The organism is Salinibacterium sp. SWN1162 (genome assembly GCF_015864675.1).
GTDB lineage: Bacteria > Actinomycetota > Actinomycetes > Actinomycetales > Microbacteriaceae > Rhodoglobus.
In genome coordinates this window covers 317771-330114 of the sequence record NZ_JADYWT010000001.1, presented here as the reverse complement: position 1 = coordinate 330114, position 12344 = coordinate 317771, and the positions used below count along the sequence as shown (strand labels likewise).

At 59.3% G+C, this 12344-nt stretch carries 12 protein-coding genes and 1 pseudogene; 4 read left to right on the top strand and 9 right to left on the bottom strand.

The window, feature by feature from the left end:
- Positions 1 to 17: 17 nt before the first annotated feature.
- The 9 genes and pseudogenes from I6E58_RS01550 to I6E58_RS01510 form a co-directional block, all read right to left on the bottom strand.
- On the bottom strand, positions 18 to 1001 hold the full coding sequence (locus I6E58_RS01550; protein ID WP_197129620.1) for a siderophore ABC transporter substrate-binding protein: 984 nt from the start codon (positions 999 to 1001) through the stop codon (positions 18 to 20).
- A gap of 201 nt (positions 1002 to 1202) precedes the next feature.
- A complete protein-coding gene (locus I6E58_RS01545; RefSeq protein ID WP_129072600.1) occupies positions 1203 to 1448 on the bottom strand; it encodes a hypothetical protein in 246 nt (81 codons plus the stop codon).
- Complete coding sequence (locus I6E58_RS01540) at positions 1445 to 2092, bottom strand: hypothetical protein (RefSeq protein ID WP_197129617.1); 648 nt, start codon at positions 2090 to 2092, stop codon at positions 1445 to 1447. The genes I6E58_RS01545 and I6E58_RS01540 overlap by 4 nt, the downstream gene beginning before the upstream one ends.
- Positions 2093 to 2164: 72 nt before the next feature.
- Entirely contained in the window at positions 2165 to 3553 is a 1389-nt protein-coding gene (dnaB, locus tag I6E58_RS01535) for a replicative DNA helicase (RefSeq protein WP_129072602.1), read from the bottom strand.
- A gap of 394 nt (positions 3554 to 3947) precedes the next feature.
- Positions 3948 to 4400: a 50S ribosomal protein L9 gene (gene rplI / locus I6E58_RS01530; protein ID WP_129072603.1), complete on the bottom strand. Its 453-nt coding sequence runs from the start codon at positions 4398 to 4400 to the stop codon at positions 3948 to 3950.
- Between the two features lie 12 nt (positions 4401 to 4412).
- Positions 4413 to 4676 (bottom strand): 30S ribosomal protein S18, encoded by a 264-nt coding sequence (rpsR, locus tag I6E58_RS01525; RefSeq protein WP_009773575.1) that lies wholly within the window; start codon positions 4674 to 4676, stop codon positions 4413 to 4415.
- A gap of 42 nt (positions 4677 to 4718) precedes the next feature.
- Positions 4719 to 5240: a single-stranded DNA-binding protein gene (locus I6E58_RS01520; RefSeq protein WP_129072604.1), complete on the bottom strand. Its 522-nt coding sequence runs from the start codon at positions 5238 to 5240 to the stop codon at positions 4719 to 4721.
- Between the two features lie 143 nt (positions 5241 to 5383).
- Positions 5384 to 5725: pseudogene (rpsF, locus tag I6E58_RS01515) on the bottom strand (30S ribosomal protein S6); the annotation flags it as partial.
- A gap of 169 nt (positions 5726 to 5894) precedes the next feature.
- Positions 5895 to 7322 carry a CCA tRNA nucleotidyltransferase gene (locus I6E58_RS01510; RefSeq protein ID WP_197129615.1) on the bottom strand — a complete coding sequence of 476 codons (1428 nt, stop codon included), beginning with the start codon at positions 7320 to 7322 and terminating at the stop codon, positions 5895 to 5897.
- Positions 7323 to 7446: 124 nt separating this feature from the next.
- On the opposite strand from I6E58_RS01510, the gene I6E58_RS01505 reads away from it, so the two are divergent.
- From I6E58_RS01505 to trxA, 4 genes are all read left to right on the top strand, one after another.
- Positions 7447 to 9123, top strand: a complete 1677-nt coding sequence (locus I6E58_RS01505) for a DUF6049 family protein (RefSeq protein WP_129072607.1) — start codon at positions 7447 to 7449, stop codon at positions 9121 to 9123.
- A complete protein-coding gene (murJ, locus tag I6E58_RS01500) occupies positions 9116 to 10801 on the top strand; it encodes a murein biosynthesis integral membrane protein MurJ (RefSeq protein ID WP_197129614.1) in 1686 nt (561 codons plus the stop codon). The genes I6E58_RS01505 and murJ overlap by 8 nt, the downstream gene beginning before the upstream one ends.
- 157 nt (positions 10802 to 10958) lie before the next feature.
- Complete coding sequence (trxB, locus tag I6E58_RS01495) at positions 10959 to 11945, top strand: thioredoxin-disulfide reductase (RefSeq protein WP_129072609.1); 987 nt, start codon at positions 10959 to 10961, stop codon at positions 11943 to 11945.
- A 58-nt stretch (positions 11946 to 12003) separates the two neighbouring features.
- Positions 12004 to 12330, top strand: coding sequence for a thioredoxin (gene trxA, locus I6E58_RS01490; protein WP_129072610.1), 327 nt, complete (start codon positions 12004 to 12006; stop codon positions 12328 to 12330).
- The last annotated feature ends 14 nt before the right edge of the window (positions 12331 to 12344 follow it).

Below are 12344 nucleotides of genomic sequence, written 5' to 3'. Positions count from 1 at the left end.
GAACGGCGTGAGTAACGCTAGTTCTTGGCTTCTAGCGCGTCAGCGAGAGCGTTGAAGAACTCGGTGTACGTCTGGATGCCTTCGTTCGTGTAGGTGTCAGCGGGCATGTACACGAGGTTGTCGTCCTGCACGGCGGTGACTCCCGAGAGTGCTTCGGAGTTCTCAAGAACTTCGCTACCCTGCACGTAGCTGGGGTCGTCCGCGAGAATCGCGGCGTCGCGGTCCATGACGAGAATCCAGTCGGGGTTGGAGTCGGCGATTGCCTCTACCGAAATGTCATCACCCTGGTGGTCTTCGCTGCTGTCATCGACATCCAGTGCAGCGGTGAAGTCGAAGATGTCGAAGACCGGTCCGAGGGTGCGACCGACGCTGGGAGCGGAGTATCCGATTTCTCCACCCGAGGTGATGACCGCCATGACCGAATCGTCGCTGTTGTAGGCCGCGTTCACGCGCTCGATGGAGGCGTCGAAGTCAGCATTCAACTGTTCGGCCTCTGCCTGCTTGCCGAAGATCTCGCCCAGAACGGTGGTCTGGCGCTTGAGCTCGGCGTCGAAGGGCTCGCCTTCGCGCGGGTCGAGCGAAACGATCACGGCGTCAGGAACCAGCTTGGCGAAGTCGTCGTAGTACGGCGTGAAGCGCTGGCCGTTGATGATCACGTCGGGCTGGACGGCAACGACAGCTTCGAGGTCAGGCTCGTTGTGATTACCGAGGTCGATGATCGAGTCATCTTCGGTGTAGGCAATCGTGCTGGGCATCAAGGCGACAGCAGCGGCACTGAGTTCGATGCCCCAGTCTGAGAGAGTTTCGAACGTGCGGTTGTCGGTGGCCACTACCGAGGTGAGCGGCGTCGACAGCGTGTGGCTGCCGTTGTTGTCTTCGAACTGAACGGATGCTTCTGCTCCGTCTGAATCTGCAGCTTCGGGGATTGCGGTGCTGCAGGCAGCAAGCGCAAGAGCGACTACGCCCACGAGGGCGCCGTAGCGGGTGCGAGAGAAGTTCATAGTGTCCTTAGTTATTTCGGATGACCGAAAGCGGTCGGGCGTAAAAAGGCAACACCCGCTGCAGCGAGTGTTGCTTAGGTAAGCCTAACCTTAATAAAGACTGAGAGTCAAAGGGCCTGGGGCGAAATTGTGAACCCCGAGCGCGCCAGAATTATTGCCGAGCTGAGCCGCCTCTCGGCGGCAGGCCAGAACGGGAGGAGGCTAGTGCCCGGCTTCGCGATCCTGCTCATCGAGATCGATGAGTTCGTTCTTGTCGGGGCGCACCGCGAGCGTGAGCATGGCGATAACGACGAGCGACACGATGAAGGCGACGCCGGCGAAGATAAGGCCGAGCATCAGGTCGCGGGTAGCCATGAAAACCACCAGTCCCGTGAACAGCCCGAAGACTGCGGAGAGGCCGAGCATCTCTGCGGGGCGCGTGCGGTCACGCTTGTCTGGGGTAGTCACGAGTCCTCTTTCTTTTGCACGGCTGCGGTTACAGCGTCGTGATCGGTTGTGCTCCACTTGAGAGAGAGTGCAGCAATCACTAGGTACACACCAAGAATGGCCCAATAGGCTCCGAGAAGCCCGACCACCACGATGGATGCCGTCAGTTCACGGTCAATTCCATCCGGCCCGGTAAATGGTTGGCTGAATCCCGGCGGCACGAGCAGCACCACGAGGGCGAGCAGGGCGGTGAGGCCGCCAACGAAAACCCAGTCGCGGGATGACGCGTCACGCCCACGGCTGCGCAGTCCGAGATAGAGCTCGATAAATCCGGTGATCGCAGCGAACGCCGTCAGCAGGAAGACGAAATAGGCCTGACCACCATTAGACGCAATGAAGGCGGCGATGGCGGTAGCAATGGAAAGAGCGCCCTGCGTAATCGTGAGGTTGCGACCGATTCCGCGGTGAAGGGAGAGCACGCTGGCGGTCAGCAGTACTGCGCCGACGATAAGGGTGTAGCTGGCCAGCGTGACAAGTCCGAGGCGCGAGGAATGGTCAGCCGAGAACGTGATGACAACAGCGAGAATCAGGGCGGGGATGGCGCGGGCTAAGGGCACGTACCACGCAGTAGATGCAGGCAGCGGCTCAGTGTGAGCACTAGTCAAGCGATCGCCTTCTTTCTGAACAAGCGGGTGTTCCCAGTCTAGGCCGCTCGCGCCGATCCCCTGCCCGGGGGCTTAGGAGCCCGGCGGAAGGTCGACGAAGCGCGAGAAGTGACCGTGGAAGCCCACGGTGACGGTGCGGGTCGGTCCGTTACGGTGCTTGGCAATGATCAGATCGGCTTCACCGGCACGGGGGCTGTCTGCTTCGTAGGCGCTTTCGCGGTGGAGCAGGATCACCATGTCGGCGTCTTGCTCGAGCGATCCCGATTCACGCAGGTCGGAGAGTGCCGGCTTCTTATCTGCTCGCTGCTCAGGACCACGGTTCAGCTGAGAGATTGCGATAACCGGGACTTCAAGTTCCTTGGCGAGAAGCTTGAGAGCACGCGAGAACTCACTGACCTCTTGCTGACGCGATTCGACTTTCTTACCGCTCGTCATGAGCTGCAGGTAGTCGATGATGACCATGCGCAGGCCAACCTTTTGCTTGAGTCGACGGCATTTGGCGCGGATCTCCACCAACGTCATGTTGGGGCTGTCATCGATATAGAGCGGTGCATCGTTAATGCGGCCACGCGTTTGAGCGATGGTGGTCCAGTCGTTGGCGTGAACCGACCCCTTACGCATGTGCTGAAGGGGAACGCTGGCTTCAGCCGAGAGCAGACGCATGGCGATTTCGCTGCGACCCATTTCGAGCGAGAACACGATCGACGGCAGATCGTGGTGAATGGATGCTGCGCGAGCAAAGTCCAAACCAAGAGTTGACTTACCAATAGCGGGTCGCGCGGCCAAGATGATCAGCTGACCGGGGTGTAGCCCGTTAGTAAGTTCATCGAGCTCCGCAAAGCCGGTGGGAACACCGATCATCTGCCCGTCGCGCCCGCGCGCTGCTTCGATTTCGTCGATGGCGCTTTCGACGGCGGTCGTGAGCGGCACGTAGTCCTCGGTTTCAACACCACCGGTGACGGAGTAGATTTCAGCCTGGGCGTTGTTGACGAGGTCGAGAACTTCGCCCTCACTGGCGTAACCCATTTGAACGATGCGAGTGCCCGCTTCAACAAGGCGTCGCAGAACGGCTTTCTCCGTAACGATGGTCGCGTAGAACCCGGCGTTGGCTGCGGTCGGAACGATGCCGGTGAGGGTGTGGAGGTACTCAATACCGCCGGCGCGCGATAGTTCGCCGGTCTTCGTCAGTTCGTCGGTGACGGCGATGACGTCGGTGGGCTCACCGTGCGAGTAGAGAGTGAGCACTGCATTGAAGATTGTTTCGTGCTTGGGAACATAGAAGTCCACACCGCGCACGGTTTCGATTACGTCAGCGACGGCGTCCTTGCTCAGGAGCATGCCGCCGATAGCGCTCTGCTCGGCAAGAAGGTCATGTGGAGGAACGCGGTCGCCGCGTGATGCTCCGGAGGAGCCACCTGATTGTCGCTCGTCTCCGGCGAGACCGAGATGCGCAATCGACATAGTTCTCCTTTTAGTGGGCTGCTCTAGTTATACGTGCAGCCGCAGACACTCGGGCAGCGTCAAAGCGGGTTGGGCTTCAAGGCTGCTTCACCTTACGAACCAGAATCAACTACCCACAACTGGGGCTGTGTATAACTTTGTGTATAACTCGGACGAAACGCCGGAAGCCGTGTGAACAAACTGTGGAAACTCCTGTGGAAACAATGGCGGGGAATCCGTAAACAATGCTTCTGACCAGCATTTTTAGTTTTCACACACAGTGTGTAGAAACCGACCTAAAGTAAGACTTGAGGGTTCGAATTTTTTCTTCATCCTGTGCACAAAAGCCTTGACAACCGGGCTTAAAGCACAAGGACGACGAGCCAACCGGCCCGTCGTCCTTGTTCTCAAGCAATTACTTGCTAGCGACCACCTGAAGGGTGATCGTTGCAACGATGTCGTCACGCAGACGGATCGTAGCTTCGTGGTCTCCGACAATCTTGATTGCCGAGGGGATCTCGATCTTGCGCTTGTCGATGTCGCCAAGACCTGCAGCGGAAACAGCATCTGCTACGTGCGCGGGCTTGACTGAACCGAACAGACGTCCACCCTGACCAGCGGTCACGGTGAGCTTGACCTTGGTCGCCTGGAGGCGAGCCTTGAGGTCCTGCGCTTCTTCGAGAGTGGCGTGCTCGCGCGATGCGCGTGCTGCCTTGATGGATTCAACCTGCTTTTCGCCACCGCGAGTCCATGCCACGGCGAAGCCCTGGGGAACGAGGTAGTTACGAGCGAAGCCGTTCTTTACGTCAACAACGTCGCCAGGCGCGCCGAGACCGGTCACTTCGTGAGTGAGGATGAGCTTTAACATGTCGGTGGCTCCTTAACGGCCTGCGCCGGCGTAGGGCAGCAATGCCATCTCACGGGCGTTCTTGACGGCCGTGGCGATGAGACGCTGCTCCTGAACGGAAACACCGGTGATACGACGGGCGCGGATCTTTCCACGCTCGGAGATGAACTTGCGAAGCGTAGCGACATCCTTGTAGTCGATGACGCCTACGCGGATCGACTTGGCGGGTGCGGCGTTCTTGCCGTCCTTGCCTTTGCGGATGGGCTTGCGGCGGTCGCCGCTGCTCTTTCCTGCCATGAGTGTTACTTCTTTCTGTAAATAAGACTGATCGTCGAGTGCCTAGAAAGGCGTCTCGTCGGAGTAGTTGCCAGGGGTGTTCCACACGTCGCCGGATGAAGCTGCAGGAGCGCTAGCTGCCCACGGTTCTTCCTTTGGCTGGCCGCCACCGTTCTGCTGGCCGCCGTTCTGCTGAACTCCACGAGGAGCCGAGCTGTCACGGGGTGCACGGGTGATCTGCGTCGTTGCATAACGGAGGCTGGGACCGATCTCGTCGATCTCCAGTTCCATGCTCGTGCGCTTTTCGCCCTCTTTGGTGTCGTAGGAACGCTGACGAAGACGACCCTGCGCAACAACGCGGGTTCCCTTAGTCAGTGAGCTGGCAACGTGCTCGGCGAATTCACGCCAGCAGGAAGCACGGAGGAAGAGAGCTTCTCCGTCTTTCCACTCGTTGGATGCTCGATCGAAGGTGCGCGGCGTAGAGGCAATGGTGAAGTTAGCTACGGCAAGTCCGCCCTGCGTGTAACGCAGTTCGGGATCTGCCGTGAGGTTTCCCACGACCGTAATGACTGTTTCGCCGGCCACGGTTACTTAGCTTCCGCTTCAGCCTTGGCTTCTGCAGCAGGAGCCGCTTCAGCCTTAGGTGCAGCAGGAGCAGCAGGAGTCTTGGCTTCTGCAGCAGGAGCCTTAGCTTCTGAAGAAGGAGTCTTAGCGTCTGCGGCAGGAGTCTTTGCCGGAGCAGCAGCCTTGCGGGCAGCCTTCTCTTCAGCAATCTTCTTTGCAGCAGCTACCTGAGCGAACCCAGCTTCGGCACGCAGCACCTTGGTGCGCATGACAGCTTCGCTGAGTGAGAGTTGGCGGTCGAGCTCGTCTGTTGACTTGCTCTCTGCGGTGAAGTTCACGACGGCGTAGATGCCTTCGGTCTTCTTGTTGATCTCGTAGGCCAAACGACGGCGACCCCAAATATCGATGTTATCGATGGTGCCACCGTCATTGCGGATGACATTGAGGAACTTGTCGAGACTGGGAGCCACGGTGCGTTCGTCGATCTCTGGATCGAGGATGACCATGAGTTCGTACTGATGCGTCACAAACCCACCTCCTTCGGACTTAAACGGTTACAGACGGTCTGTAACAGGAGGGTGTTGACGTTCATCCGACCGCACGAAAGCAGTCAGACAACCTGCCTAGTGTAGTTGTTCCGTGGGTCAATACTCAAGGCGAAGTTTAAAGCGAAGCTTAGGAGCGCTCAGCCCACCACAGCCGCAGCCGCTTTTCGGCTTCGTCCGCGCCGAGGGGCCCTTCATCAAGGCGCAAGTCGAGCAAGAACTTGTAGGCCTCGCCGACCTCGCGGCTGGGCTTGAGGCCCAAGATCGCCATGATTTCTTCACCATCGAGGTCGGGCCGCACTGCAGCGATCCCCTCTGCCTCGGCAATGGCACCGATCCGTTCTTCGAGGTCGTCGTAGGCAAACGACAACCGGTCGGCCTTGCGCACATTACGAGTGGTGACATCCGCCCGAGTAATGATGTGCAGACGTTCTAGCTGGTCGCCAGCATCCCGAACATAGCGACGCACCGCCGAGTCGGTCCACGCGCCTTCGGTGTAGCCAAAGAAGCGCAAGTGAAGCTCCACCAGGCGCGCGACAGAGTTAATAGTCTCTTTGTCGAAGCGCAGAGCCCGCAGTCGCTTGGTCGCGAGCTTGGCGCCGACAACGTCGTGGTGGTGGAAGGTCACGACTCCACCGCGCTCGATCTTGCGAGTGGATGGCTTGCCAATGTCGTGCAGCAGGGCCGCCATGCGCAGGATGAGGTCGGGGCCCTCAATACCGGGCCGACTCTTCTCCAGATCAATCGCCTGGCGTAATACGGTCAAGGAGTGCTCGTAGACATCCTTGTGGTGAGCATGCTCATCCACTTCAAGCTTCAAGGCAGGAACCTCGGGGAGTACCTGGTCAGCGAGGCCGGTCTCCACCATTAAGCGGATGCCCGGCACCGGGTCATCCGTCTTCAAGAGTTTCGTCAGCTCATCACTCACGCGCTCAACGCTCACGATCTCCAGGCGCGGAGCCAGTTCCTTCATCGCCGCCACCGTGGCGGGGTCGACGGTGAACCCGAGCTGCGACGTGAAACGTGCAGCCCGCATCATCCGGAGCGGATCATCACCGAAGGACACCTCGGGAGAGCCCGGTGTTGTGATCGTTCTCGTAAGAAGGTGTTCCACTCCTCCCCAAGGATCGACGAGAACACGTTCCGGTAGGCGCAATGCCATGGCGTTGACGCTGAAGTCGCGGCGTTCGAGATCCTTCTCGAGAGAGTCGCCGAATGCGACGACCGGCTTACGGGTTTCGCCGTCGTAGCTATCCGCCCGATACGTCGTGATCTCCACGGTCTCGCCATCGATACGCGCGGCGATAGTGCCGAAGTCCCGGCCGATGTCCCACTGGGCGTCAGAGATCGGCTTTACTAACCGCATGATGTCGGCGGGGTGGGCGTTCGTTGCGAAATCCAGGTCGGTGACCTTACGTCCCAAGAACGCATCCCGAACCGGTCCGCCCACAAGCGCGAGTTCGAAGCCCTCAGCAGCGAATCGCGCCGCTAGGGTAGCTACTGGCTTAGAGTCGGCAAGTTTGTCGAGACTCTCGATCGCGTGGGCAACACTCTCCATGGTGGGACTAGTTTCGCACGGACACCGGCTGCATTTTGCGCCTCTGTGATCAAAGCACCCATCATTCAGGCAAGGACGAATAAACTCACACCATGCTGGCCGAGCGAGAGTACGGGGTTTCCCGTTGCCTATAAGAGTCTTTAGCGCTGCCATAGCGCTCGGTCTCGGGCTCACGCTCGCTGCGACTGGAGCCCAGGCCGCCCCCGCCGCCAGCGACGTTCGTGCCCTCACTACGGCGTCCGCAGCGACCGATGTCGCTCTGATTGCGCCGCTCACTGTCCCCAGCGGCAGCGGTGGCATCATCGACGCTGAAACGCTAGCGAACTACACCGAACCGCTCGGATTGCTCACCCGTCAATTGGATGCCCTCGACGGTAAGCCAGTGGCGATCGCTATTGACCCGATGATTATCGCGTCAATCCGGGTTCTCGGCACGAGCGTGCCGCAATCAGCTCGCTTGTGGCTTGAACGCCTTTCTTCGGTTAGCAATGACATCGTGCCTCTTTCCTACGCACATGCTGACCCGACCCTCGCGACGCAATCGGGGCAGGCCTCAACGCTCGAGCCGATTTCTTTCGATTTTGCCTTGGATGCCGCCAACTTTTCGACCGCTGAACCCACGGATGCCGAGCCAGATCCGGCCGCGACTGCTAATCCCCAAGACGGCGCGTTTGACGACAACGCGAACTATCCCACCACCGCACAGCTTCTCGACTGGGACTACGCGATCGATGGCTTTTTGCGGCCTCGCTCTGACACCGTCGTGGCCAGCGATCTCCCCGCTTTCGCTGAAAGCGGCTACAGCACCATCGTGCTGTCCTCGACAAATGTTTCACGGCAATCGGATGCTGGATCTGTAACCAGCATCGACGGTGTCACCGCCCTCATTTCGGACTCTGCGGCATCAGAAGCCATGGATGAGGCACTCGAGTCAACAATTGACCGGGATGTTACTGCCGCGAACCTTGCGCTCAATCAAGCGGTGCTGAGCGCGGGTGCAGCGCAGAGCGCAGGAACGGCATCCGTTTTGATCGCCATTGATCACTCGCTTGAGCTGAGTGCGGCCCGGCTCGATGCCGCTCTAGCAACGCTCACCGCCAGCCCGTCGATCACGACAGTGTCGCTGACGCAACTCGCCGAGCGCACCCCGGTCGCCGCGACGATCAAGGACATGCCTCAAACGGAATCCCGCGTAAGCGACGCAAAGCGGCTACTGTCCGCCGCGTATAAGGAGCGCTCATTCTTCGCCATTGCTGACGACCCCGAGGCGCTGATCGCCCAGCGGCGCCTGGCTCTTCTCGATGTCCTCGGAGCCGTTCCCTACGAAGACCCCTCCGAGTGGCTCACCGCTGTTAACGGATTCCTCGTCGACTCGCGTGACACCCTCGACGCCGTGAGCGTCGTCGAGTCGAGCAACTTCCTTCTGATCGCAGACAACGGACCATTGCCGGTTTCAGTCAGCAATGCTCTCAATCAAGCCGTCACGGTCTACATCACGGTCGATCCCCGCACGGGGCTTATGGCAGTAGAAGACTCACGCGTTGAACTTCGCATCGAACCCAACTCCCAAGCCAAGGGGGAGGTGCCGGTGCAATCTCTCTCCAACGGTGTCGTCGAAGTTGAGATCAGCCTGGCGAGTGCAAACGGCGTCGCAGTAGGTGCGGCCACCGTCGGTGAGGTCAACGTTCGAGCCGGTTGGGAAACGCCCATCGTTCTCACGTTTGGCGCGCTCGTCGTGGTGATCTTCGCCCTGGGACTAGTTCGCAGTATTACTCGCCGAAAGAAGCCTCTCAATGACTAACCAGCTCGGTCCAGACGCCGAGCCGGCACCCGGCCTTCCGACCGCCTCCATCGGCCTGCCAGACCCGAAACCCGCGTCGATCGGGCGAGCCAGTGCGCTTCTTGCCTCCGGTACCTTCGTTTCGCGCATCCTAGGCTTTCTCAGCGCACTTCTTCTCGCTCGCACGCTCGGCATCACCGGGGGCGCTGCCGACGCGTACGGGATCGCCAACCAGCTGCCCAAGAGTGTCTACGCAATCGTGGCGGGAGGCATGCTCAGCGCTGTCATCGTGCCGCAAATAGTCCGCGCTGCCATCCACAAAGATGGCGGCCAGAAGTTCATCAACCGACTCGTCACGCTCGGCCTCGTGATCTTCCTCATTGTGACTCTGGCGGCCACACTGAGCGCGCCCCTGCTGGTCGACCTCTACACAAGCGCGAGCTTTGGATCGAACAAGGTCGCGCTCGCCACAGCCTTTGCCTATTGGTGCCTGCCCCAGATTCTCTTCTACGCGCTCTATTCACTCTTCGGCGAAGTTCTTAACGCACGCGGCAAGTTCGGTCCCTTCACCTGGGCTCCCGTCGTAAACAACGTCGTGATGCTCGCGGGCCTCGTTGTCTTCTCCTTTATCTTTGGAAGTGCCTCAGGAGTCGCCGCTGCTGACTGGACTCCCGGCATGATCGCGCTTCTCGCCGGCAGCGCCACAATGGGCATTGTCGTGCAGGCATCGTTGCTCGCCTATTTCTGGCGCCGAGCTGGGCTGCGCTATCGTCCTGAGTTCCAGTGGCGCGGCGTCGGGTTAGGCCGTGCCGGCAAAGCCGCTGCGTGGACCTTCGGGATGATTATGATCACCCAAGTCGGCGGTGTGGTCGAAAGCGTCGTTGCCTCTCAGGCCTCGGGCGACAACCCATCAGTCTTCCTCATGAGCAACGCGTGGCTCATTTTTATGCTTCCGCACTCGGTGATCGCCGTCTCGATCGGAATGGCCTATTTCACGCAAATGAGCGGCCACGCTCGCGACAACGACCTTGTGTCGATGCGAAGCGATGTTTCTTCCGCACTGCGTTCGATCCTGATGTTGCTGGTGTTCGCTGCCATTGGGCTCATGGTGATTGCTGTTCCCTTTAGTGCTCTGTTTGGCACCACTTATGCCCAGATTATGGCTTTGGCAGGCGTACTAGTCGTCTACCTCATTGGTCTCGTACCGTTCAGCATGATGTACGTTCTGCAACGTGTTTTCTATTCCTTCGAAGACACGCGCACTCCCTTTTTCTTGCAAAGCTTCCAAATCGTTCTCTACGTTGCGGCGGCTCTGGTAATTTCAACGTTCCCGGTCGAGCGCATCGCTATGAGTTTGGCGCTGGCCATCTCCATTGCCGGCACCGTCCAAACGACGATCGCGCTGTTCGTTCTGCGCAAGCGCCTCCCCGGTTTCGAGATTCTGCCCCTCCTGCGACGCTTGCTGTGGTTCGCTACGGCGATGATTCCTGCGGCCGCGACGGGTGTGGGCATCCTGCTGCTGCTGGGCGGATTCGGGGAAGGGTCGTTCGTGGTGTCCAGTTTCCTTACGGGCTTCATTTCAATCGCCGTGGCTGGTACCGGCATGCTGCTGGTGTATTCAGCGGTGCTCGCGCTCACTAAGAACGATGAGTTTCTTGCTTTCGTTCGCCCGATCGTTGCGCGGTTGACGCGACGCTAGAGGTCGCTTTCCTTATTGCCTTAACAATAAAAAGCGAACTAAAAGCGGCGGGGCTACGAACATTCAGTAGCTAGCCCGCACGCCACAGCCACACGGAATACTCCGTAGCTAGGATGTGTTGAACCGGGTAATCACAATCCCAAGGAGACACGAAAAAGTGCGTCAAGTCATCATCATCGGATCCGGCCCCGCTGGGTACACCGCTGCGATTTACGCAGCGCGTGCCAACCTTGCGCCGCTGTTGATCGCCAGTTCTGTCGAAGCAGGTGGTGAGCTCATGAAGACCACCGAAATCGAAAATTACCCGGGGTTTGCTAACGGCATCCAGGGTCCTGATCTCATGCTCGAAATGCAGAAGCAGGCCGAACGCTTCGGCACCGAGATCGTTCTCGACGACGTCACCGATCTGCAGCTCGAGGGCCAGATCAAGAAGGTCACTCTCGGCAACGGCGACGTTCACGAGGCGCTCTCTGTCGTCTTCGCAACGGGCTCCGCCTACCGCAAGCTTGGACTCGCTGATGAAGAACGACTCAGCGGCTACGGAGTTTCGTGGTGCGCCACGTGCGACGGGTTCTTCTTCCGCCAAAAGACGATTGCGGTCGTCGGCGGTGGAGACTCTGCCATGGAAGAAGCAACCTTCCTCACCAAGTTTGCCGAGAAGGTCTACGTCATTCACCGCAAGGATGAGTTGCGTGCGTCCAAGGCGATGCAGGAGCGTGCTTTCAGCGATCCGAAGATCGAATTTGTCTGGAATAAGGCTGTAACCGGCATCACTGGTTCCGAGCTCGTTGATGGCATCGACCTCACGGATACGGTTGACGGTTCCACTTCCCACCTCGACGTCAGCGGCCTTTTTATCGCTATCGGCGCCGACCCCCGCACGCACCTCGTGCACGGGCAGCTCGACATCAACGCCGACGGAACAGTGGCAGTGGATGGTCGTTCGTCACGCACCAACATCACCGGAGTATTCGCCGCCGGCGACGTTATCGACCCGACCTACCGCCAAGCAGTCACAGCCGCCGGGTCCGGCACTGTTGCTGCACTCGATGCGGAGCACTACCTCGCATCACTGCCGCGCGAACTCGTGGCGGGAGCGGTTCAGCCCGCTCGCGTTGAGGACGCAGACGAAGCAGCCGCCTAGGAGCCCCGCGCTCTCTCCACCATTAGTTTTTCAACTTCACCGAACAAAGGAATACACAATGTCAACAGCAACAGATGTAACCGACGCCAACTTCGAAGAGATGGTCATCAACTCCGGAGAGACCATCATGGTCGACTTCTGGGCTGAGTGGTGTGGCCCCTGTCGCCAGGTCGGCCCGATCCTTGATCAGATCGCTGCCGAAAACTCCGACAAGATCAAGATCGTCAAGCTCAACGTTGACGACAACCCGCAGATGGCCATGAAGTACCAGATCACGTCGATCCCCGCGATGAAGGTCTTCAAGGGCGGCGAGGTCGTCAAGACTGTTATTGGCGCCAAGCCGAAGCCTGCCATCGAGGCAGACCTCGCCGAGTTCTTGGCCTAAAGCTCAGACTCTGC